This window comes from Vibrio hangzhouensis (assembly GCF_900107935.1).
GTDB lineage: Bacteria > Pseudomonadota > Gammaproteobacteria > Enterobacterales > Vibrionaceae > Vibrio > Vibrio hangzhouensis.
The window spans coordinates 1-19,704 of sequence record NZ_FNVG01000009.1 but is presented as its reverse complement, the minus strand read 5'-3'; the positions used below and the strand labels follow the sequence as shown (position 1 = coordinate 19,704).

Annotated in this window: 28 protein-coding genes and 1 pseudogene; 24 read left to right on the top strand and 5 right to left on the bottom strand. The window is 46.9% G+C overall.

The annotated features are described in order from the left end of the window. Nucleotides 1-7: 7 nt before the first annotated feature. The 4 genes from C4S60_RS10630 (at nucleotide 8) to rmf (ending at nucleotide 4,537) form a co-directional block, all read left to right on the top strand. Complete coding sequence (locus C4S60_RS10630; RefSeq protein ID WP_103880330.1) at nucleotides 8-259, top strand: glutaredoxin family protein; 252 nt, start codon at nucleotides 8-10, stop codon at nucleotides 257-259. Beyond that, nucleotides 237-2,159, top strand: a complete 1,923-nt coding sequence (locus C4S60_RS10625; RefSeq protein ID WP_103880329.1) for an ABC transporter ATP-binding protein — start codon at nucleotides 237-239, stop codon at nucleotides 2,157-2,159. Before C4S60_RS10630 ends, C4S60_RS10625 begins: the two co-directional genes overlap by 23 nt. Nucleotides 2,160-2,164: 5 nt before the next feature. Next, nucleotides 2,165-4,198: a DUF3466 family protein gene (locus C4S60_RS10620; protein WP_103880328.1), complete on the top strand. Its 2,034-nt coding sequence runs from the start codon at nucleotides 2,165-2,167 to the stop codon at nucleotides 4,196-4,198. A gap of 165 nt (nucleotides 4,199-4,363) precedes the next feature. After that, nucleotides 4,364-4,537, top strand: coding sequence for a ribosome modulation factor (gene rmf / locus C4S60_RS10615; RefSeq protein ID WP_103880327.1), 174 nt, complete (start codon nucleotides 4,364-4,366; stop codon nucleotides 4,535-4,537). 153 nt (nucleotides 4,538-4,690) lie between these two features. On the opposite strand, the gene fabA is transcribed toward rmf, so the two are convergent. Both fabA and C4S60_RS10605 read right to left on the bottom strand, forming a co-directional pair. Further along, on the bottom strand, nucleotides 4,691-5,209 hold the full coding sequence (fabA, locus tag C4S60_RS10610) for a bifunctional 3-hydroxydecanoyl-ACP dehydratase/trans-2-decenoyl-ACP isomerase (protein WP_103880326.1): 519 nt from the start codon (nucleotides 5,207-5,209) through the stop codon (nucleotides 4,691-4,693). A gap of 71 nt (nucleotides 5,210-5,280) precedes the next feature. Further along, a complete protein-coding gene (locus C4S60_RS10605; RefSeq protein ID WP_103880325.1) occupies nucleotides 5,281-6,918 on the bottom strand; it encodes a S16 family serine protease in 1,638 nt (545 codons plus the stop codon). Between the two features lie 171 nt (nucleotides 6,919-7,089). Here C4S60_RS10605 and matP point away from each other — a divergent pair, with 171 nt between their 5' ends. Together matP and C4S60_RS10595 are read left to right on the top strand one after the other, a co-directional pair. Beyond that, the gene (gene matP, locus C4S60_RS10600; RefSeq protein ID WP_103880324.1) at nucleotides 7,090-7,539 is read left to right on the top strand and encodes a macrodomain Ter protein MatP; all 450 of its coding nucleotides are present in this window, start codon (nucleotides 7,090-7,092) and stop codon (nucleotides 7,537-7,539) included. A 20-nt stretch (nucleotides 7,540-7,559) separates the two neighbouring features. Further along, nucleotides 7,560-7,871 carry a DUF3634 family protein gene (locus C4S60_RS10595; protein WP_103880323.1) on the top strand — a complete coding sequence of 104 codons (312 nt, stop codon included), beginning with the start codon at nucleotides 7,560-7,562 and terminating at the stop codon, nucleotides 7,869-7,871. A 91-nt stretch (nucleotides 7,872-7,962) separates the two neighbouring features. Here C4S60_RS10595 and C4S60_RS10590 read toward each other — a convergent pair whose 3' ends face one another. Together C4S60_RS10590 and C4S60_RS10585 are read right to left on the bottom strand one after the other, a co-directional pair. After that, complete coding sequence (locus tag C4S60_RS10590; protein WP_103880322.1) at nucleotides 7,963-8,214, bottom strand: hypothetical protein; 252 nt, start codon at nucleotides 8,212-8,214, stop codon at nucleotides 7,963-7,965. 1,292 nt (nucleotides 8,215-9,506) lie between these two features. After that, complete coding sequence (locus tag C4S60_RS10585; RefSeq protein ID WP_103880321.1) at nucleotides 9,507-9,770, bottom strand: helix-turn-helix domain-containing protein; 264 nt, start codon at nucleotides 9,768-9,770, stop codon at nucleotides 9,507-9,509. Nucleotides 9,771-9,914: 144 nt separating this feature from the next. Between C4S60_RS10585 and C4S60_RS10580 the strand changes: the two genes are divergently transcribed. Genes C4S60_RS10580 through C4S60_RS10545 form a run of 10 tightly spaced genes read left to right on the top strand, consistent with a single transcriptional unit; the run spans nucleotide 9,915 to nucleotide 15,039 of the window. After that, nucleotides 9,915-10,145 carry a hypothetical protein gene (locus C4S60_RS10580; RefSeq protein WP_103880467.1) on the top strand — a complete coding sequence of 77 codons (231 nt, stop codon included), beginning with the start codon at nucleotides 9,915-9,917 and terminating at the stop codon, nucleotides 10,143-10,145. A gap of 2 nt (nucleotides 10,146-10,147) precedes the next feature. Beyond that, complete coding sequence (locus tag C4S60_RS10575; RefSeq protein WP_103880320.1) at nucleotides 10,148-10,486, top strand: hypothetical protein; 339 nt, start codon at nucleotides 10,148-10,150, stop codon at nucleotides 10,484-10,486. Continuing rightward, nucleotides 10,483-10,797, top strand: coding sequence for a hypothetical protein (locus tag C4S60_RS10570; RefSeq protein WP_103880319.1), 315 nt, complete (start codon nucleotides 10,483-10,485; stop codon nucleotides 10,795-10,797). Before C4S60_RS10575 ends, C4S60_RS10570 begins: the two co-directional genes overlap by 4 nt. 8 nt (nucleotides 10,798-10,805) lie before the next feature. Then, entirely contained in the window at nucleotides 10,806-11,000 is a 195-nt protein-coding gene (locus C4S60_RS23440; RefSeq protein ID WP_146060859.1) for a hypothetical protein, read from the top strand. Further along, nucleotides 10,997-12,982 carry a hypothetical protein gene (locus C4S60_RS10565; RefSeq protein ID WP_103880318.1) on the top strand — a complete coding sequence of 662 codons (1,986 nt, stop codon included), beginning with the start codon at nucleotides 10,997-10,999 and terminating at the stop codon, nucleotides 12,980-12,982. Before C4S60_RS23440 ends, C4S60_RS10565 begins: the two co-directional genes overlap by 4 nt. 16 nt (nucleotides 12,983-12,998) lie before the next feature. Then, entirely contained in the window at nucleotides 12,999-13,238 is a 240-nt protein-coding gene (locus C4S60_RS10560) for a hypothetical protein (RefSeq protein ID WP_103880317.1), read from the top strand. Between the two features lie 31 nt (nucleotides 13,239-13,269). Continuing rightward, the gene (locus C4S60_RS23660) at nucleotides 13,270-13,437 is read left to right on the top strand and encodes a hypothetical protein (RefSeq protein ID WP_167390974.1); all 168 of its coding nucleotides are present in this window, start codon (nucleotides 13,270-13,272) and stop codon (nucleotides 13,435-13,437) included. Continuing rightward, entirely contained in the window at nucleotides 13,427-13,897 is a 471-nt protein-coding gene (locus C4S60_RS10555) for a hypothetical protein (protein ID WP_103880316.1), read from the top strand. The genes C4S60_RS23660 and C4S60_RS10555 overlap by 11 nt, the downstream gene beginning before the upstream one ends. Further along, nucleotides 13,875-14,345, top strand: a complete 471-nt coding sequence (locus C4S60_RS10550) for a hypothetical protein (protein WP_208623263.1) — start codon at nucleotides 13,875-13,877, stop codon at nucleotides 14,343-14,345. The genes C4S60_RS10555 and C4S60_RS10550 overlap by 23 nt, the downstream gene beginning before the upstream one ends. Then, a complete protein-coding gene (locus C4S60_RS10545; protein WP_103880315.1) occupies nucleotides 14,320-15,039 on the top strand; it encodes a hypothetical protein in 720 nt (239 codons plus the stop codon). Before C4S60_RS10550 ends, C4S60_RS10545 begins: the two co-directional genes overlap by 26 nt. A gap of 33 nt (nucleotides 15,040-15,072) precedes the next feature. Here C4S60_RS10545 and C4S60_RS10540 read toward each other — a convergent pair whose 3' ends face one another. Beyond that, nucleotides 15,073-15,840, bottom strand: a complete 768-nt coding sequence (locus C4S60_RS10540; protein WP_208623262.1) for a hypothetical protein — start codon at nucleotides 15,838-15,840, stop codon at nucleotides 15,073-15,075. Nucleotides 15,841-15,975: 135 nt separating this feature from the next. Here C4S60_RS10540 and C4S60_RS23655 point away from each other — a divergent pair, with 135 nt between their 5' ends. From C4S60_RS23655 to C4S60_RS23435, 8 genes and pseudogenes are all read left to right on the top strand, one after another. After that, complete coding sequence (locus C4S60_RS23655) at nucleotides 15,976-16,113, top strand: hypothetical protein (protein WP_167390973.1); 138 nt, start codon at nucleotides 15,976-15,978, stop codon at nucleotides 16,111-16,113. A gap of 1 nt (nucleotide 16,114) precedes the next feature. Then, entirely contained in the window at nucleotides 16,115-16,945 is an 831-nt protein-coding gene (locus tag C4S60_RS10535) for a major capsid protein P2 (protein WP_103880314.1), read from the top strand. Nucleotides 16,946-16,954: 9 nt separating this feature from the next. Beyond that, nucleotides 16,955-17,242 carry a hypothetical protein gene (locus C4S60_RS10530; protein ID WP_103880313.1) on the top strand — a complete coding sequence of 96 codons (288 nt, stop codon included), beginning with the start codon at nucleotides 16,955-16,957 and terminating at the stop codon, nucleotides 17,240-17,242. A 144-nt stretch (nucleotides 17,243-17,386) separates the two neighbouring features. Next, on the top strand, nucleotides 17,387-17,584 hold the full coding sequence (locus C4S60_RS10525) for a hypothetical protein (protein ID WP_103880312.1): 198 nt from the start codon (nucleotides 17,387-17,389) through the stop codon (nucleotides 17,582-17,584). Then, nucleotides 17,581-17,952 (top strand): DNAase, encoded by a 372-nt coding sequence (locus C4S60_RS10520; protein WP_103880311.1) that lies wholly within the window; start codon nucleotides 17,581-17,583, stop codon nucleotides 17,950-17,952. Before C4S60_RS10525 ends, C4S60_RS10520 begins: the two co-directional genes overlap by 4 nt. Before the next feature lie 3 nt (nucleotides 17,953-17,955). After that, nucleotides 17,956-18,471 carry a chemotaxis protein gene (locus C4S60_RS10515; protein WP_103880310.1) on the top strand — a complete coding sequence of 172 codons (516 nt, stop codon included), beginning with the start codon at nucleotides 17,956-17,958 and terminating at the stop codon, nucleotides 18,469-18,471. Then, nucleotides 18,471-19,244, top strand: a complete 774-nt coding sequence (locus C4S60_RS10510) for a hypothetical protein (protein WP_103880309.1) — start codon at nucleotides 18,471-18,473, stop codon at nucleotides 19,242-19,244. Before C4S60_RS10515 ends, C4S60_RS10510 begins: the two co-directional genes overlap by 1 nt. Before the next feature lie 230 nt (nucleotides 19,245-19,474). Continuing rightward, a pseudogene (locus tag C4S60_RS23435) lies at nucleotides 19,475-19,704 on the top strand (IS110 family transposase); the annotation flags it as partial.

Genomic DNA, 19,704 nt, shown 5'->3' with positions numbered 1-19,704 from the left:
TAGAGTTATGGAAAAGGATTTGATTTTATACAGTACTGAAGGGTGTCATCTCTGTGAGATGGCGTTTGATCTTCTATGTGAAGTTGGGTTACAGCAAAGCGTTGACATAGTCGACATTGCTTTTAATGATGAGTTGTTCTCACGTTACGGGGTCACTATACCCGTGGTAAAAGTAAAGGATTCGGAACTCAACTGGCCTTTTGATATTTCTCAACTTAAACAATGGTTAACAGTTAATGGCATTACTTACCATTCATAATGGACAATTAGCATTTGGTGATCATCCGCTGCTTGATAAAGCGGATTTTGCGTTGCAGGAAAATGAACGTGTGTGTTTGGTAGGGCGAAATGGCGCCGGCAAATCGACGTTGATGAAAGTACTTGCAGGTGAAATCATCATGGATGACGGCAAGCTACAAATTACTCAGGATGTTGTGGTCTCCCGTTTGGAGCAGGATCCACCCAGAGATCAGCAGGGAACGGTTGCTGATTACGTTGCGGAAGGCTTGGCGGAAGTCGGTGAGCAACTGAAGGTTTATCACTCTTTGCTTGAGCTGGTGGCCCAGGATCCGAGTGAAAAAAATATCAACAAACTGGCGAAAGCCCAAGAAAGTCTTGAAGTGTCCGGAGCGTGGCGCTTTGAAGACAGAGTAAAGAATATTCTTGGTGCGTTGAAGTTGGACGGCAGTACACTGCTAACCGATTTATCGGGCGGCTGGCAACGTAAGGCGGCTCTGGCCCGCGCGCTTGTCTGTGATCCTGACGTTTTGCTTCTTGACGAACCCACCAACCACCTTGATGTGACAACCATCGAATGGCTGGAAACTTTCCTTAAGGATTTCAGAGGTTCGATCATTTTCATTTCTCACGACCGCGCCTTTATTCGTTCTATGGCGACGCGTATCGTCGATCTTGACCGAGGGCAGTTGGTATCGTTCCCGGGTGACTACGAAAAGTACCTGGTAGAGAAAGAGGAAGCGTTGCGTGTTGAAGAGATGCAGAACGCCGAATTTGATAAAAAACTCGCGCAGGAAGAAGTCTGGATTCGTCAGGGCATTAAAGCGCGTCGTACCCGTAATGAAGGTCGCGTTCGTGCTCTGAAAAAGCTCCGAGAAGAACGTAAAGGGCGCCGCGATGTTCAAGGCAAGGTTAACCTAAAACTCGACGACAGCGCTCGCTCGGGTAAGATTGTGTTCGAAGCCACGGACCTGAGTTATGAGATTGATGGCAAAAACATCATCAAAAACTTCTCTTTTAATATCCAACGTGGCGATCGCATCGCACTTATCGGGCCCAATGGTTGCGGTAAGAGTACACTGATTAAGCTGTTACTGGATCAGCTTCAACCTACTTCGGGGGTGCTGAAATGTGGTACCAAGCTTGAGGTTGCTTATTTTGATCAGTATCGCGAGGCACTTGATCCTGAGAAAACCGTCATAGATAACCTGGCAGATGGCAAACAGGAAGTGATGGTAGGCGGTAGAGAGCGACATGCGCTAAGCTATTTGCAAGATTTTCTTTTTGCCCCTAAACGTGCGCGTACACCGGTAAAAGCGTTATCGGGAGGCGAGAAGAACCGATTGCTGTTAGCTCGTATTTTCTTAAAAGCTAATAACTTGTTGGTACTTGACGAACCGACGAATGATTTGGATATCGAAACCCTTGAGCTTTTGGAAGAATTGTTAGCAAACTATCAGGGCACCTTACTTTTAGTGAGTCACGACCGACAATTTGTTGATAATACTGTGACCGCAAGCTGGATTTTTGAAGGTAATGGGGTTATAGAAGAGTTTGTCGGTGGTTATCATGATGCTCAGCAGCAGCGTATCCAGGTGCTGGAGGCCAGAAAAGCCTATGAGCCACCAAAAGAGAATAAAAAACAGCCAGTTGAATCAGAAAAGAAAGCAACGGCTGTGAACTCTAAACCGAAAAAGCTGTCGTATAAGCTGCAAAGGGAGTTAGAGGCGCTACCTGCTTTACTAGAGCAGTTAGAGATGGACATCGAGCATCTGCAGGAAACGGTGAACAACCCTGAATTTTTCACCAGGCCTGTCGAAGAAACTCAACCAATATTAGATAGTTTATCTGCAAAAGAGCAGGAGCTGGAAGTTGCTTTCGAGCGATGGGAAGAGCTAGAAGCAATGCAACAGGAAAGTTAGTCTTCATGAGTCGTATTAATTTCAAAATTTCATTACTTGCAGCCAGTGTGATGGCTGCCACATCAAGTCAGGCAGCGCTTTATAAGGTTGTTGAGGTAGACCCTAGTAGCGATATGAGTGCTAATGGCATTTATGACGCACAGTTTACTGAGTTTTATGGCTCGGCGATCGAGCAGACTACCCGTGATTTAACAGCTGAACCTAAAGGGTGTTTTCAACAGGGTACAAGCTGCCCTGCATACATACTGGCCGGTGATTCTCGCAATGGCTCTGAAGGTCACTCGTATCGCCAGGAAGTGCCATTCAATTACGATTCGAGTTTTTATTACACCGATTGGGGACGCAACCGAGACTACTGCCGTTCAGAGCTCGGCTATCAGACATGCGACCCTGCGTGGACTGACAAAATGTGGAGGAGTTTCAGTCAATATGGCGGCCTTCAAAGAGAGCGCGATGCTTTCTTAACATCATCACAAACGGGTTGGGGTAATCAGCCTGGAGAAGATGATTATTTCTCTAATGCACTTGCATTTGAAGAACTGTCTGCTTCTTCAGATGCTACTTCGCCATCAGCAGGTGGTCGTCTTATGGTATCTCCGACCTCTGATTATAAACCAGCAGGAGTCGGTGCTGCCGAACTGAAGTCAGAGAATGTCGTCATCAATAATCTAGCTGAGAATCGCGCGGTGCTGGGTAATACCAGTTCAGGTTATTACAAAACCAGTGCTGGTAACCTGGCGACGGCATATCGTCATAGAGGGTTTGTCTATGATGGTAATACAACAACGATGCTGCTACCGCTTGCAAATGACGGCACAGATGCAGAGAAGTTAATTACGACTCAAATGGGCCGTACTATGGCCTGGGGTTCGTTTAATGATGGCTCTAAGACCTATTTTGTCGGAAGTGCTGCTGTTGGGCCTTTTGATTACAACGATGACAATAAAAACTGGGGTGGTGACCTCAACAACTGTTTAGGAAAGGACGACCCAGCGGCTTTGCGTGAGTGTCAGAATTTCGCTTTTGCTACTAAGGCTGCGGTCTGGAGTGATGGTAATGCTATTCAGGCGTCTAACTGGACTAATGGCACATCACGCAATGTGGACAAAAAAGCCATGCAAGGCAGTGCACGTGCAGCAGTCATGAGCCAGGTGGCCGGTGATATGAATGGTAAACCTGTGCTCGTTGGCCTGAACAGTTTTCAAGATGGCAGTAACGTGTTTATGGAGGCAACGGTCTTCAAACCGTCAACTGATGGTTCTACCATTGAGGATGGCAACTATTGGTCACCTGTACGTATTAGTCGCTCGACAGTAAAAAGTGGTGATGATTTTGTTTACAGCAACTCTGTTGCTACTGATATAAATAATAACCTTATCTTAATCGGTGAAGCGAAGCGTCGCGGAGATAAGCGCGAGAATGGTGCTGCGCCGAACAGAATGTTCTTGGCGTCCGTTAACCCTTCATCTGGCGCTGCCGAAGCTCGTTATTTCGATGAGCTGAACGGCAACAGTGGTATCTTCTTCCGTGGTGTCGGTGGTGAAACCGGAGCTATAAACAACTTCAACGAGATCGTTGGTGCTGTTGACGCTGAGCAGTCGACGGAATACTTCGGCAAAAAGCGTCGCCAACGTGGCTTTATCTATCCTTACAATACCGCGGGTACTGATGCAGACCGCTTTGCGATTTTCCAGGGGAAACCGTGGCTATTAGATGATCTCACTAATGATGGTAACAAAGGCGGTAACAACCAGTTCCGTATTGTTGACGCAGCGGACATCAATGACGATGGCGTGATTGCTGCTACCGCGCTTAAATGTGACGGCGGCTATGACACGACGGGCCATAACTCTTATTGTGGCAATGGGCAGCAACGAGAGAAAGTGGTTGCAGTTAAGTTGATCCCGATCGCAAATGCGACATCAGCCGATATTCAGCCTCGTGGGATTGAAGCGCCACCAGTTGAGCGTAAAGGGGGGAGTCTGGGTTGGATGGCTCTGATTTTCCTTGGTTTCTTTGGGTTACGTCGTAACAAGTAGTCACAAGTGACAAAAATCCCAGGTTCACAGTTCCGAATCTGGGATTTTTTTGTGCCTTGAGATCGTGTCAATAATGCGTAATTATTAAAGAGGAGTCACAAAAGCTCCATCAATCTTTAATGATAGAAAGTCGGGAAACTGACTTTGTATAGCGAGGACCGTACTATGAAGAGACAAAAACGAGATCGTCTAGAAAGAGCTCAATCACAGGGTTACAAAGCTGGATTGAATGGCCGATCTATGGAAACCTGTCCCTATCAACAAATGGATGCTAAGTCATATTGGCTAGGCGGTTGGCGTGACGCGAGAGATGATAAAAATTCAGGACTCTTCAAGTAGTCGGGAGCACATTGAAGTAGCGAAAAAGGCCTCTTAATGAGGTCTTTTTTGTTGCTGGTCATATTGGCTGACGCACTATAACTAAGTGAATAGAGAGAAAAAAAGCGACTCTGAAGAGTCGCTCGACAATACGCTTAGCAAACCAATAGAGGCTTAGAACGTAGAAGTGTCCTTGAACAGGCCTACCTTTAGATCTTTAGCAACGTAGATTTCTTTGCCATCAACCAGTACTCGGCCATCAGCAATACCCATAACTAGCTTACGGTTTACTACGCGCTTCATGTGCAGTTCATACGTTACTTTTTTAGCAGTCGGGAGTACCTGACCAGTAAATTTCAGTTCACCCACACCAAGTGCGCGGCCTTTGCCTTCGCCGCCAATCCAGCCCAGGTAGAAGCCAACAAGTTGCCACATAGCATCTAGGCCAAGGCAGCCTGGCATTACTGGGTCGCCAATAAAGTGGCAGTCGAAAAACCACAGGTCAGGGGTGATATCTAATTCTGCAACAATCAAACCTTTACCAAAGTCACCCTCGGTTTCAGACATTTTAGTTACACGGTCCATCATCAGCATATTAGGTGCTGGTAACTGAGGGTAGCCTTCGCCAAATAATTCACCGCGGCCAGAGGCTAGTAGATCTTCACGAGTATATGATTCACGTCTGTTTTGCATTATTAAATTACTCCAATTTTTGGTATGAGCATCTTAGTGAACAGGTGTACGCTAGACAAGTCCGACCACGACTAGACAAACCAGTTTTTAATCCTTTCTAACAAAGTTTCCGGCATTTCGTGTTTCTCAAAGTTTTCAATACGTTCAGCTATCTTACCGATCACGCTGTCTTCGGTTTCACTCTTAAACGGTTTGTCCATAAGAAGCGGGATGACTTCATCTACATGCGTCGCCGACCAGATATGGAATTCACCTTGTTTAATACTTTCCAACACCTCTGTACTTAGCGCCAAATGTTGGATATTAGTTTTGGGCAATACAACACCTTGTTTACCAGTGAGTCCCTGGTGCTTACAGACACTGTAAAAGCCTTCGACTTTCTCATTTAATCCGCCAACGGCCTGCACTCGGCCAAACTGGTCAACTGCACCAGTCACCGCAATTTGTTGATCAATCGGATAACCCGATAGCGCACTGACTAAAGAACATAATTCCGCAAGTGAAGCACTGTCTCCGTCAACTTCACAATAAGATTGCTCGAACACGATGGACGCAGAGTAAGGCAGTGGGGCGTCTAGATCCAGTTCTGACGAAACAAATGCCTGCATGATCATCATTCCTTTGGCATGAATGTTCCCTCCAAGATCGACCTTGCGCTCAACGTCGGATACGTCTCCGTCACCAAAATGAACCACACAGGAGATTCGTGCAGGCTCGCCATAAGTGACAGGGTGACCTGGAATATCAATGACTGTCAGACCGTTAACCTGACCGACTTGTTTGCCTTGTGTTTCAATGACCACCTGACCTTCGAGTATGTCGTCTATTGCGCGTTCAGGTAGGTAAGCCTCTCTGCTTCGTTTTGCCTGGATAGCCGCTTCGATATCTGCGGCCGTAATCGTATTGTCTTGACTAAATGATGAGGCTTCACCAAGCAGAGCTAAGTGCCATTCGATTGATAAAGGCAGGTACTGCTTATCTTCCGTGTCTCTCGCACCTGCCTGAAGAAGACGCAAGTACCCGGAATTATCGATACGGTAAGTGGGTAGATATTGTGCAAGCAATCCATTGATGTAACCAAAGTAGAGTTCAACATTGTCCAGAGACAGTTTTAGATCGCTTTCTAACTCAGTGTATTGCATGAACCCGCTTCGGAATTCGCTGTCGGCGTAATCCAATTCGGCAAGTTGATCTCTTTCTCCCATGACAATCATTTTGAAGTCTGACATGAACTTTGGTGGCTCAAGAACACGTTGTTTGGTTTCGAGCGGGAGGCTATCTAGTTTCGAACCGAGTAGTAGCGTCTTGATGTTTGACCACAAATCAAAAGAGTTTAATGAAGCCTGTGTCGAAGCCACTAACACGCCCCCTTGTGCTTGTGTTATCAAACCAGGAGAAACATGTACCTCATTATTGAGCGCTTGATAGCGGTCAAACAAAAGGTCAGGGTTGGTATCTGTGGTTACTACCGCCACTTTACCCAGGGAGGACAGTTCATTAGCAATGAGTTGGCGATACTTGAGGCTATCGCCGTCTTTGATGACCAGTACCTTAGATTGACAGGCATCAGAAACGAAAAACCTCAAGGCAGAACGTAAACGAGGTTGCAACTCCAGTAAAGAAACGGGAGGTAAAGTATGCGCAGTGTTTATGATGGTTTGATAGTCATTATATTGTGGGCATACGTCTTGCCAGTGGACTTGATTCATTGCTAACTAACTTCTTCAAAATTTGCATGGAGTATACAACGAAATGGGACCTAACGTTAGCAATTGCCTGAGGTTAATCGGGAGCAAATTCTCAGAATTGGCGTTCGGTTGTTGAGTTAACAAACAACTTGGGTTACGCTGTCACTGTAAACGGAGTAGGGATGCAAACCAATGAAATACCAACAACTTGAAAACCTTGAATGCGGTTGGAAGTGGCAGTATTTATCAAAAAAATGGCGTGAAGGTGAAAATATCACACGCTATATCGATAACAGTGAAATTGATCAAGCAGTTGCTAAGCTCAAGTCATTAGAGCATGAACCTACTCTGGTTTTGGAGTGGATTGATGAACATATGTCTGCCGAACTGGACAATAAGCTTAAGCAAGCGATTCGAGCCAAGCGAAAACGACATTATAACGCTGAACAAGTCCACACTAAAAAGAAGTCCATTGATTTGGATTTTCGCGTCTGGGAAAAGTTGTCACATCGTGCGAACGAATTAGGCTGTACGCTTTCCGAAGCGATCGAGTATCTGTTGAGTGAAGCATCACGAAGTGAAAAAGCGACTCAAACGGTAAGCAGTTTAAAAGAGGATTTGAGCAAGTTGCTGTCTGACTAAGCGTTCAAAAAGGAGAGGTCATGCTGTACGTAGTTCTTATTGGTGCAATCATCATTTTTTGGCTTGTTGCAGTAGACAGGCCTGTTCTAACGGTTAAGTTTGAGAGTGGGGAGCTGGCTACCGTTAAAGGGCACATGCCACCTTCATTTCGCCACAACTTAAAAGACATTGTCGAACGTGACAAAACAACTGGCATGCTAAAGGTCTACCAAACCCGAAGCGGCATGAAGCTGAAGTTTAGTAGCAACGTAAGTAAAAATAGCCAGCAGCGTATCAGAAATGTTTTCCCACATCAGAGTTTCAAGTCCAAGGGTAAGAAGAAAACCCGCTAATTTGAGAGTTAAAGGGCGTTAAGGAGCCCTTTAATCTTACCCATCTAACGCACTATAACTAAAAGGGTTGGTAGTGATTCCTTTATTCGGGTTAAGCTATAGCGGTGATTTCTCTCTCATCCCAGATTTTCATTAGAGTGCGTCGAGATTCGGCATCCAGCATTTGAACTCTTCTTCCAGTCCAGTTCTCTGCAATATAGTCAGCCATTTCCAGGGAAATAGGGTTGTTGTCAGTCAAATAAGTTTCCAAAGCTATTTCTGCCTCTATAAGTGATAAGCCTTGAATATCCCATCTCTGAATGCGTGAATAACTGGATTGAAACCATTCTATTGGTAGTGCCATTGAAATAATCCTTTTCTGATTTATATAAGAAGAAATTTGTCTTGAATTTGATTTAAGGATTCAACATTACGTAAGGTTTGTAAAGTTAAAATATCAATCTTTCACAATAAAAATAACTAAAAATATAAAATCATCCACAGAAGAAATAATAGAAGCTCCAGCCATTATCGAGCGGGGCGTCGCGGTTTATGGTTTCGGTCCGAATGCTAAGGCCTGTGTATGAATCTCATTGGTAGTGTGAAGCTAACCACATCTAGTGTTTTTATGTTTGATTTGGCCTGTTTATTAGATGTGAGAGATGGATACCTGTGACAGATGATGAATATAAAGCCAGTGCGAATACTCTCACTTTGTGTGTTTCAAGTGGTAAATAATAGTAGATAATTGTATATTTCATATTGACGATATATCGTATTGTTATTTTCCTGGAGTATTTATATGACGCATTATGAAGGGGATGTATTTCTGTGGGTGATGAGTTTTTGTCGCAACAATAATTTGTATTAACAATATGTCAGATAAGCTTGCTGGAGTGAGAAAAGTATATTTACTGAATTCAATGTTATGATTAGTAAATGAATTATTAATGTTATGAGTAAAAGTTAGCGCCTGAACTTACTACAAATGACCGGTAAATAAGTAGGCTACGCATACAGAGTGCTTGTTTGTGTCTGACAGATGCCGATAGACAGTTGTAGCCCAAAACTAGCCCTTAATAGCGCGACATACTGTAATCACCATTTTAAGGTGATTGACGCAACTATCCAGAGCGAAACGGCAAAGGTGATGACAACTAAGACTGTACGTCAGATTTGTTTCAAACAGTTCGAAAACGGTACTTGGTTTTTTAGTACGTTTATGAGCATCTGCCTGAAATGATTTGGCATGCGCTCATCGCGAACAAATACCAGTCAATTGGGTTGAAGTGACCAACTTTAGCGACGGCAGTGTGCGGTGAAATGACTGATAGTGGACACTGAATACAAAATGTTGTTCCTCAACCACGACGGTGGTACCACGCAGAAACAATTTGCTTGCTCCTGATTAGGATGCTTGGTTAGCATTGGGAGTTTTCAGAACCAGGAATTTCTGCGTGGAATCCGCAACATACTCAAGTAAATACGTAAAAGTAGAAATAGTTTTCGCTGTGGATAGCCACAAAAACGACTTAGGTGGATAGATCTGGAGATTTCTGATGATTTTGAAGATCGCACAAGGAGCAAAGCGCGAAAAGAAATGATGTTAAAAACGCACACCTAAGTGCGCATTATGTATAAACGGGTCAATTTAAGTTATACGGCTTCGCCTTGGCGCAACGCATTGACCAGGCGAGGGTTTTTGTACTTATCTTCGAGTAAACCGTATACCACATATTGATCATCAACCTGTAGCATATCAGCTAATTTAAACGCCATGTCCCAATCGAGAACACTGCGCTCAGAGCGGTAGTTACCAATGCGACTTGAGGATACGCCTAACTTCTTACAAAGTTGATAGTCTGAGGTTAGGCCATATCTGCGTTTTACGCTATCCAAAAGTTCATTTGTGAAGTTCATTTCTAGCTCACCCTGATTTCCGTCATTTGTTAAATTCTACCGCGACATTATGCAACTTTCATCAGGGCAACTCGTTTGCCTTGTAAAGTTAATTGACCTACTGTGGTTACGACCACTATGAAACAGCTTGCGGAGGCAAAATTCATGGACGTAACCTACACACCGTCACAATCCATTGTTGATCTACCCATTACCGATCCCATTCACGCACCGTGTCCCGATATGGCCGGATGTGGTGAGTTTGATGCCACCAAAACCCAGCGCTCGCTTCAAAGAGTAGCAGAATTGCGCAAACAGGTGGCGGCAGCGCTCCCGAAAAAATCTCAAACCTTGGTTCCGGCACGGTTTCGCCAGGCATGTTACGGGAGGGCGTAAAGATGAAAACCATTAAGCAAAGAGTGTCCTTAATTCGTTCGGCAGCTCGCCGTGGCGATTTCACGGCGGTCTATCTTCAGTCGGATGGCCTGTATCGCTCCTTGGGTGTTAACCGCACCTGTGATCTGCTCGACTCGCTCGATAAGCTGAATCCTTGGTTTCCGTTTGAAGCGCGAAGTGTGTATTTGATCGCCAAACTTCAAAGCCAACATCTGCGCGTAGCCGCTCTTGAGAATACGCTTCGTCAACGACTAAAAGAATCCGAGCCGCAAAGCACCTATTGTTTCTCTCGTGGTATGGGCAGAAACGTGAATTCTTTCTCTTTGGAGGGCGCAGCATGAGCGTATTGTTCTGGAAGTCCCAAATAGAAGATAGTTTTATAGCCAACTGCGGCGAAGCCAACGTGCGATTTGATGCGTTTGAACTGGAAACCATCGAAGGCAACCTTTGGTTGTATCGTAAAGACGTGGTTGTGTGTTGCATCCGAAGTGATGGCGGCAGCGACAAACTGCACCGCTACGCGGCCAGGTTAAACAAGATAGGCGCTACCAATTATGGCGAGCCTGTCTATCCCTGTGCTACCCAAATCCGCAAGCAAGATGAAGCGCCGGAGGTTTTAACCGTTGATGGCGCGGATTCTTCCACGAATTAGGGGGTAACATGGCTACTGTCCAGATATTTTCCAATGAAGCCTGTATGCCAACAGGTGAAACACTGCCTTTTGAAGCACCCCGTAACTTTTATTCAGCGGTTGCGGTATGTGAGGACTACGCCAAGAACAGTGTCACGTTTATGGCGACATGTATTGCCATCGTGCCACTGGAGGGCGATAAGCGCCTGGTGGTGATGGCATGACAGAACTCATCGCAAAATTTGCCGGGTGCGAGTCACCCGCTCAGGAAAAAGCTACTCTCTACGCACTTGGGGCGCTCCGGCAATCGTCCCAAGCGAGAAACCAATTTACCGCATCCACGTGCGGTTTTTTTGGTTCCAATTTCTTGGAATGGGAGTCTGAGCAAGCCGAAAAACTCAAGTTGGCCGAGCAACTAACCCCATACCGTGTCAAAACGATCTCGGAACACCTCCGCGAAGCGGCGGCGCAAGCCGGAAATAATAGCCTAGTCAAAGGGCGCAAAAGTCGGACAGAGGGAAAGAAGCAATTTTATGCCGCCTCACGCTTTCGCAACCGCATGAAATCACTAGAAAAGTCGTTAAGCGTCCCGTTAGTATTCAATCCTGAGAAGTATCACAGAGCGCCGTACAGCGCCACATTTGCCGATGTTGCCAAAGGCGAGGTGCGAAACAGCAACAACAAACGTTCATTGGCTGACAAAAAACCGTTGGTAAAAGTCCAGCTGCAGCGCCGCGACTGGTCACAGCAGACACGTGTTCAGCAAATCGTAGAGACGCCCGCTGGTAACGCACCAGACCAAAACAGTGGTGATCGGTTTACCGAAAAACTCACCAGTCGTGCGGTGAAAAACATCTTTGAAAGCGGGGCGTATGTTGCCATCAAGCATGGCGGTTTCAAAACCTTTTTAACGCTCACTTTTGACAGTGCCAGGCGCCGCCGTGTCCTCGATGGTACAGACTTCACCTCCGAAGGACTGCCGTATTCGCCTGTAGAGTTTAAACAGAATTTTGCTGATCCGGTCAAAGACATTGCCGGACCCTATACCGCCTTTGAGTGGTACAAGGGCAAAGCGCGAAAACCCAAGCTGATGAACCAGAACGGTGACATTGCCGGGGATTACTGCCCGACATTCGCCAGGCCGGAAAAACTGTGGCAGGTCATTGGCGCTAAAACCACGATTGGCGCCGAAGTGTCTAAGCTGGTTAATGCCCTTAAGAAGCTGCGCCGCCGTGGGTTTAAAGCCAACATAACCGAGCGTGACAGCCAAAGCGGGCGTTTGTATTGTCCAATTCCACGAATCGAAGCCTCGGTATTGGCAGATCCGAGTGACTTTCACTATTTGTGGGTTGCCGAGTGTCCTGCTAATGACGATGGCGAACCCAATCCACACGTTCATTTGCTAATGGATTGGGACATGGCGCCAGAACTGTTCATTCCCTGGGCAGAACGTATCGAAAAGTTGTGGGGTAACGGATTTGCCAAGCTAGAACGTATCAGGCAACCCAAGGCAGCCGGAACCTACATCATCAAAGCGGTGGGCTATGCCGCAAAAGGCAGCAACGCAGACCAGGGCATCATCAGAGGGAATCGCTACAACATGGCGGCATGTTCCAGAGCACCAAGTTGGGAGACATTAGCCAGCTTCGAAGCCGGAAACATGGCAGGCATTATCAGCGAGTTGGGTTACAAGCTCGACCAATGGAAAAAGCCAATTAAGCGCTGCATTAAACGCCATCAAAAGCGCCTGGAAAATAGCATTGCAGGCATGGCCGTAGCGAAAAACAAAGGCGACATAACGACTAAAAACAAGCTACAGCGAAAAATCAAATGGCTTGAGTCTGAAATCAAGCAGGCGAGCAACTCGCTCAAGAATCAGCGAATGCACGTTAGCGCCAATAATCGGTTTTCCATTACCTTTGATGACAATGCCAACCTTCGTGTTGACCAGTTCCTTAGATGGGCGGCGGGTGCGCGGGGTTGGTCTATGCGTCCTCTATACGCTGAGGATGATCTTGCAGATATTCGGCTACAAGCCCAAGAGCTATACCAGGATGACTATCAAACCTTTTTAGAGCGGCAGGCGTATTGGTCGGCCTTGCTCAACGATGACAACGCTAAGAACTGCGTACATCCCCATTATATCGAGCAGCAACAATCGCTGGCGTGGGATTTGTGGGAACGAGCGGCCACGTTTTATCACTAACGAAAGGAGCATCACAATGTCAAAACTCGTCAACACAGAAACACTGTTAGCTAGCGTCGATTCTAAAGCGGTATTTGTTTACATGAATATGGGTGTGATGGGTGATTACATCGCCGTTCTAGCGCCCAATGCAGAGCATGCTACCACGCCAAGTGCAACGGAAATTGACCGCGAACAAGCAAAGCTGTTCATCAATGAAGGAACTGTGGGCGTAGTGTTATCTACCGACACATTTAAAGAGCAGTTACAGGCATAACGTTCAATCAATCACTAGAAGGATACTCACATTGGAAAAAGCACAGCAAATTACCGAGCAGCTAGAGCAGGAAGTCAACAAAGCGTCATCCAATCCCTTTACCAAAAAGCTGATGGCGCCACTTCGATTGTGCCTGGTCTGGATGAGGCTCACCAATGAACGTTTGCAGGAACTCGAAGGGGTATTGAATGGCAAGTAAGAATCCGATCAAAGGGTATTTGCGTTGCCACATGCCCGATTGTCATCATGTGGCATCGGTTCATGCAGTGGGAGAACACCGCATCATGCAGGATGGACAGCCACCCAAGAACAAACGCAATACAGGGCGGCTGTATTACAACTGCCCAAGCTGCGGCTTTCAGCAAGGCAAAGGTCAGGCGTTTCAGGACTGGATTACTAACTATATGAAGCCTAACAAAACGGACTTTGAAACATTACCTGACGAAACCGTTGAAACCGAGGCAAAGCCAGTACCAAAACCATTAATCCAAACGGTTTTCGAGCCTGATTTGACCGAGCTTGAAAGCGAAATTCAACCCAAAGAAGCAATAAGCCAACGCACTATAACTTATTTGTTAGGGGCGGTTGGCCTTATCACGTTTATCTATTTGCTATTGAAAACAGGGAGCAAAACCAATGAACAACGAGCACGAAGCTAACCAGGATATTGAAGCGGCGAACGATGCCGAGTTTCAGACCGGATTGGATGATCTTGCCCAGCTCGACAACGAGCTAAGTGGCGAACCGTTAGAGCCATCCGAACCAGAGCAATCCGGTATGGACAGCGCTGCCGTGGTAGGAATGACGGAAATGGGCTTGTTTATGTCTGAACAGTACATTTCCAGCGCTGCGGGTGTGGAGTTTGCGTTTGATGAAACCGCCAAACAAAAATTCCTAGAAGCCACGGCGCCATTGGTTGAAAAGTATGGGCTAACCTGGCTTGGCTGGTTTGATGCGTACAAAGAGGAAATCCTGTTTGGCCTGGCAACATTTGGCCTCGGATACTCCGGCTTTACTACTATCAAACGGCTTCAATCTGAAAAAGCCGCCAATGACGCTGCACTCAAACAAGGGGGTAAGGATGGCGAAGAAGCCAAAGCCGCTTAGGTTGCCAGAGCCGAAAAACAGCAACGTTTCTCTGCCGCCCAAACATACCTTGTATGTTGCGACTACGGGCGGCGGTAAAACAACCGCCGTTAAGAAACTCGATACCGTACCAAAGGGGGCGCAAGTCGCCTTCTTTGATCCATATCGAAACTACGCGGGCAAAAAGTTCAAAGGGCAAATGGTTCAGACCTTCACCGAGTTTGCGCCGTTCGCCAGGGCATTAGTGACGGCCAGAAAGAAAAAGGCAGCGTTCAAAATAGCCCTGGTCAAAGACGCCAATGTACAAAACCTCGAAACCTTCGCGGCCATCATTTGGAGCCTGGGCGATGGCAACAAACCAGAGTTTCATGTGGTGATCGAAGAACTGGCATCAGCGGTGGAGACCTCCGGCAAACTCAAAGGCAAAGCCGGGGAACTTTGGCGTGGTGGTCGCCAGTTCGGACTTGTGATGCACTCGCTTTTTCAGAGGATGCAGGAGGTTCCCAAAACTGTAGTGACTCAATCGGTGAATTGGTGGGTTGGGGGATTAGCGTCTGCTAGCGATGCCGAATACGTATCTAAGGCAAAGGGACACGATGTACGCAACATTAGTGCTCTGAAAACCGCCGAGCACAACCACGGTGTTGCTCAGTATCTTTTGTTTGGCAATGGAATAGGTAATGTTGAGTGGGGTTCGGTGGACTGTCGAAGTTAATAAAAAAGGTCGCTCAGCGACCTTTTTTAATTGCTACTGCAGAGAAAAATCTGACCTAAAGTGCTTTAGCACTTTAAACTTGATAGAAGTATTATCGTAATTCAATACTTTAAGTTGTGCACCCTTGTAACTTATGAGATTTGACTTGTCCATATCGTATTCGACGTTGTTAGTAAAAGCATTTCTAGCCGTACCGTCTGAAAACTCTCGATAGGAAATATTGATTTTGTTGCCAACGGAGCCATTGTAAATAAGGGTCTGTTGAAATGATTGACTATTGGTGACAGTTCTATAGTCAATCTTATAACTTGCTGGATAACATGAGGCTTGTTGGTAAGACTGAGAAGTAACGCAGATTTCACCTTTGTCGTTGGCGTGCAGAGCTATTGGTCTATCAATAAGACCAGCGACATAGCCAATGGCTTGGCCTGAACTATTTGTGGCGGCAAAATAGGGTGTTCCTTTATAGCTGCCAATTCTTGCATAAAGCCCTTTTGGGATGTCATAAGCGACGCCGTCGATAAAGTGATTAATCGTAAGGTACTCCATAGTAGTAGCCTTACCTTGATCAATCATGTAGTCACCCACATACGCTTCAACTACATCACCGACAGGAGGCTTTGAAAAAAAGTCTGTCTTCGCATCTACATGATAATCGATAGTCGAACAACCTGTAGCCAAAACGCCAATAGCAGTAATTATACTAAGCCTACACACACTCAAAATTGACTCCAATTTCTTTTTGTTATTAATCGAATCATCGTATACCACCAATTGAACTAATGCTGAGATTGAGATCATATATGTACTTAATTGCTTAATAGGTATAACGGGTAACCTATTAGGTATGACCATATTTCATTTAATAACATTCCCTTTTAAAACAGTAAGCACCTTCTAACGGTTCATATCGTTCACTAAGCAAAAGGGCTTACTATGACACTTAACAAGAAAACGCTTGTTCCCATGCTGACGACAGCGGCTATCACTCTGGGTCTGCTTGCGGCTATCAACAACATTTCTGCGCTGGAAGGCGTGAAAGATACCGTAAACGGCAAGTCAGGGTGGTTCTAATATGGAAATGATTCAGACTCCGTTTAACCCACGTCCACGCGAGCTTGATCCGGTTGAAGGTGTCAACTGGGGCAACCAGGCAACATTGCGTTTGGTCAGTGGTCCCACTTACCAGAACCTCGAACTGGTCACGAACATTACAGACCCTGCCGACATTGAGCGCGTGCGCTTAACCTTGAACGGTAAAGAGATCATCAGCGTATCCGCACAGGACTTGGTGGACTTCCAGGAACACCGCAAACAGTACACGCAGCCTGGACGCTATGTGATTCCGTTTGGTGATCTGACACTGCGTACCAAAGTGGGCGTCCGTACTGGCGAACTGGTGACACTGAAAGGTGAAATCTGGATGCTCTATATCCAGCTGAAACCAAAAAATGGCCTTGCTGCACCTTCTATTCGTGCTCGCGCGCAAACCACCGCCGCGCAATCGGTGCGTTACTACCTGCCACGTATGTACAGCCTTACCTGGTTTGCGGCCGCAGCTGGCCGAACGCCTTTCGATTTTGCCGAGCGTTCACCGTTCTATTCCATCAAGCGTATGCACTTCAAAGATGCCTCCATTGATCGCGTTCGTGTACTTCGTGATGGCCGCGAAGAAATGAATGTCAACAAAGCGGATAACGCTTATGACCTGGCGGTGGCCGGACTGGAACAAAATGCAGGTTGGTTCTCACTCGATTTCATTCGTACCGGCTTTGGTGTTGAAGGGCGCTTGTCTACCAACGCACTGCAACAACTGACGTTTGAGCTTGAGAAGTCACAAGCTGGCAGCGTCACGGTACTGATTGAAGGCATCGAGCAGGTTCAAGCATTGCAGCAACCCAAGTAAGGGGGCGCTATGGAATGGTTTAACGACATTCTGGAAACGGGCGGCGAAATCCTTGGGGGTGCAATGGATACCGTAGGTGATTTTTCGGATGAATGGCTTGGCGTCAAACTTGGCAACGAGTTGGACCGAGCCGAATCGAGCAACCCAGACGAGCAGCGCAAGTACCAAAACGACTATCAGGAGCGTGACGGTAATGTGATCGCTCAAGCTAATCCAATGCAGAACTATCTGCTTATTGGTGCGGGGATGCTGATTGTTGGCGGTGCGGTTTATCTAGCTCTCAAGAAGGGAGGTTAACGTGCCTGTTTTACCTCTTATGGTGTTAGCGGGTGGTGTTGGGCTTATCGGCGGCTTCACTCTCAGCAAGGGAGTGAGCCGCTCCGCTTGGCTCTTACTCATCCTTGGCGGTTTGTTTCTTATCTATTCAAAGAGGGCCAATTAATGTTTCCAGGTCTAGGAACCTTAACCAATAACGGCACGATGCCTATCAGTGGTGGCCATGCGGGGCCTGCGACGTCCGGCAACCAACAACGCAATAGTTACAGCGTTGGTGGCATTAATATGGGCGGCGGTGTGAACCCTTGGCTAATAGGCATAGTGTTGGTGATTCTGGTCTATCTGATGGTGAAAAAGAAATGATCGAATACCTGCATCAATGCCCGGACGCGATTCAACGTTTAAAGCCAGCCTTTCGCGCCTGCAGGCAGGACTTTGACTTACTCAAACGTGAAGTGATGGCAGGGCGTGTCGGCTTGTACGAACTCATTGGTGAGAACTACAAAATCACCATTGCGGGCGAGATAGTCGGACATTCGTATTTTCTTTGGGGCGTATCGGGTAAAGGCGTGGTGCCAGCAATGCGTGAGCTTAAACGCTACGTAAAAGAGGCCGGACTGAAAACCATCTCTGCCGATACACACTTTCCGTTGGTGGCACGGTTATGTCGCCGCCTCAACACCACAGAAAGCGCAAGCGGGAACGCCACGCGCATGGAAATGGGAGTTTAATCAATGGGTGGCAGCTCCAGCTCAAGCAGTAGCAGTAATACAACCAATGTCAGCGGTCAAAATGCCATTGAAGGTGACAACCTTGGCACCGCAATCAGTGGAGTAAACAACTCCACCATCAACGTGACCGCCACCGACCACGGTGCGGTAGAAAAGTCGTTTGAAATGGGGGAAAAGGCACTCAGTTTTGCCGATAACGCCTTGGACGAAACCTTGGGGTTTGCCGATGGGGTGTTTGACGATGCCCTTGGTGCGGTGGCCGCCAACAGCGAAAAAACCATCATGTTTGCGGAGAACGCCCTGGATGAATTCAGTGCTACCAACAGCGAAAACCTGCAAATGGTCGCCGGGCTGGCAGGCAATCAGGCGGCGCAAAACTCTAAGAACCTGAACGCCATGATGGAGTTGGCCAAGTTCAACAAAGATGGCGGGCAAAGTCAGCTTAACAAACAGCAGTTGATCCTCGTTGGCATCATCATAGTGGTGATGGGCGTCGTGGCAGCTAAGGCGGTGAAATAATGCAACTCGACTTTAAAGAAGGGATGACCATTCCCGTCACGCTGTCTTCGGAATGGGTATTCATCGAAACCTCCCAGGGCAAAGTAGAGCTACAGATTGAATCGACAGGCGAGCGCGTCAATCTGGCTCAGAAATCACTTTATAAGTCCAATTCCGGCTTGTTGGGGCGCGTTTTGATTACCGCCATTGGAGTGGTCGAACTGGAACACGGGATTGGCGATTATACGCCGCCCATTGAAGGGCAAAAATTGGCGGTGGAGTCGATGCCACCTGTGGATGTTGCCAAGATGCCCGCCGTTCAGGTCGCAAGCCTACCACCAGTCGAACTCGCGGAGGGACAGCAAGTGATCGTGACACAACTGCCAGCCATTCAGGTGGCGCAAGGTCAGCAAATTGGGGTTAGTACCTTGCCGGATGTGGTTCTTGCTGGCGGTCAGCAAGTCGGTGTGGCGTCTATGCCTGCGTTGACCATTGCTGACAAACAATATGTGCGTATTGAGTCTATGCCAGTGTTGAAAGTGGCAGCGAATCAAGAGATTGGTATCAGGCGCAGCAACACACTGACGACCAGTGAAGTCTCTCTCTTTCCGCATGAAATACCTGCCAATGAAGCCAGGTTAAAACTGCTCTTAAAAGCGCCCTTAATGAACACGGCCGCCGTTATGGTCGGTACTTTCAGCCTGGATGCAGGTGAAAAACTGGAAATCGACTCGACTGCAAGCTTTACCCTAACTGGGCAAGCGGGCGACAAAGTACAATTGATGGAGTGGTAGCAATGAGCGTTCGTGACAATCTACCTACGGGTAGCAGCCGCAACAAAATAGAATACCTGGCGGATCGTATCGACCAATCGGGAAAGTCGATCCCAAACTTGTTGGTGAACCCTGATTTTACCCATTGTCCTAGCGATTTTCGCTATGAAGTTTCACGATGTATGGACTCCCTCCCTCAAGAGGGAGCTAAAATTACTGGTGACCAAACCATAATCTTTAGGAGTCCATACATGAATAAGTCTACGACCATTGCTATTGATTTAGCAAAAAGCTCATTCCAGGTTTGTAAGCTGGTTGGCAATCATGTCGCTACAGAGAAACCATTCAGCAAAGCCAAACTAAAATCCTGGTTACTCAAACAACCGCCTTGCACCGTCGTAATGGAGTCCTGTGCTACTTCCCACTTTTGGGGGCGTTTTTGCCAATCCATAGGACATGAAGTTATCTTGATCGCACCAAA

Bases quoted from the DNA above. Each gene is read 5' to 3' on its own strand.
- C4S60_RS10545 (WP_103880315.1), top strand. From the start codon at position 14,320: ATGGCGAAGAAGCCAAAGCCGCTTAGGTTGCCAGAGCCGAAAAACAGC.
- C4S60_RS10515 (WP_103880310.1), top strand. From the start codon at position 17,956: ATGGGTGGCAGCTCCAGCTCAAGCAGTAGCAGTAATACAACCAATGTC.
- C4S60_RS10520 (WP_103880311.1), top strand. From the start codon at position 17,581: ATGATCGAATACCTGCATCAATGCCCGGACGCGATTCAACGTTTAAAG.
- C4S60_RS10625 (WP_103880329.1), top strand. From the start codon at position 237: ATGGCATTACTTACCATTCATAATGGACAATTAGCATTTGGTGATCAT.
- C4S60_RS10580 (WP_103880467.1), top strand. From the start codon at position 9,915: ATGGACGTAACCTACACACCGTCACAATCCATTGTTGATCTACCCATT.
- C4S60_RS10570 (WP_103880319.1), top strand. From the start codon at position 10,483: ATGAGCGTATTGTTCTGGAAGTCCCAAATAGAAGATAGTTTTATAGCC.
- C4S60_RS10560 (WP_103880317.1), top strand. From the start codon at position 12,999: ATGTCAAAACTCGTCAACACAGAAACACTGTTAGCTAGCGTCGATTCT.
- C4S60_RS10620 (WP_103880328.1), top strand. From the start codon at position 2,165: ATGAGTCGTATTAATTTCAAAATTTCATTACTTGCAGCCAGTGTGATG.
- C4S60_RS10595 (WP_103880323.1), top strand. From the start codon at position 7,560: ATGCTGTACGTAGTTCTTATTGGTGCAATCATCATTTTTTGGCTTGTT.
- C4S60_RS23440 (WP_146060859.1), top strand. From the start codon at position 10,806: ATGGCTACTGTCCAGATATTTTCCAATGAAGCCTGTATGCCAACAGGT.
- C4S60_RS10525 (WP_103880312.1), top strand. From the start codon at position 17,387: ATGTTTCCAGGTCTAGGAACCTTAACCAATAACGGCACGATGCCTATC.
- C4S60_RS10630 (WP_103880330.1), top strand. From the start codon at position 8: ATGGAAAAGGATTTGATTTTATACAGTACTGAAGGGTGTCATCTCTGT.
- C4S60_RS10605 (WP_103880325.1), bottom strand. From the start codon at position 6,918: ATGAATCAAGTCCACTGGCAAGACGTATGCCCACAATATAATGACTAT.
- C4S60_RS10575 (WP_103880320.1), top strand. From the start codon at position 10,148: ATGAAAACCATTAAGCAAAGAGTGTCCTTAATTCGTTCGGCAGCTCGC.
- C4S60_RS10590 (WP_103880322.1), bottom strand. From the start codon at position 8,214: ATGGCACTACCAATAGAATGGTTTCAATCCAGTTATTCACGCATTCAG.
- C4S60_RS10555 (WP_103880316.1), top strand. From the start codon at position 13,427: ATGGCAAGTAAGAATCCGATCAAAGGGTATTTGCGTTGCCACATGCCC.
- C4S60_RS10510 (WP_103880309.1), top strand. From the start codon at position 18,471: ATGCAACTCGACTTTAAAGAAGGGATGACCATTCCCGTCACGCTGTCT.
- fabA (WP_103880326.1), bottom strand. From the start codon at position 5,209: ATGCAAAACAGACGTGAATCATATACTCGTGAAGATCTACTAGCCTCT.
- C4S60_RS10565 (WP_103880318.1), top strand. From the start codon at position 10,997: ATGACAGAACTCATCGCAAAATTTGCCGGGTGCGAGTCACCCGCTCAG.
- C4S60_RS23655 (WP_167390973.1), top strand. From the start codon at position 15,976: ATGACACTTAACAAGAAAACGCTTGTTCCCATGCTGACGACAGCGGCT.
- C4S60_RS10540 (WP_208623262.1), bottom strand. From the start codon at position 15,840: ATGATCTCAATCTCAGCATTAGTTCAATTGGTGGTATACGATGATTCG.
- matP (WP_103880324.1), top strand. From the start codon at position 7,090: ATGAAATACCAACAACTTGAAAACCTTGAATGCGGTTGGAAGTGGCAG.
- C4S60_RS10535 (WP_103880314.1), top strand. From the start codon at position 16,115: ATGGAAATGATTCAGACTCCGTTTAACCCACGTCCACGCGAGCTTGAT.
- C4S60_RS10550 (WP_208623263.1), top strand. From the start codon at position 13,875: ATGAACAACGAGCACGAAGCTAACCAGGATATTGAAGCGGCGAACGAT.
- C4S60_RS10530 (WP_103880313.1), top strand. From the start codon at position 16,955: ATGGAATGGTTTAACGACATTCTGGAAACGGGCGGCGAAATCCTTGGG.
- rmf (WP_103880327.1), top strand. From the start codon at position 4,364: ATGAAGAGACAAAAACGAGATCGTCTAGAAAGAGCTCAATCACAGGGT.
- C4S60_RS10585 (WP_103880321.1), bottom strand. From the start codon at position 9,770: ATGAACTTCACAAATGAACTTTTGGATAGCGTAAAACGCAGATATGGC.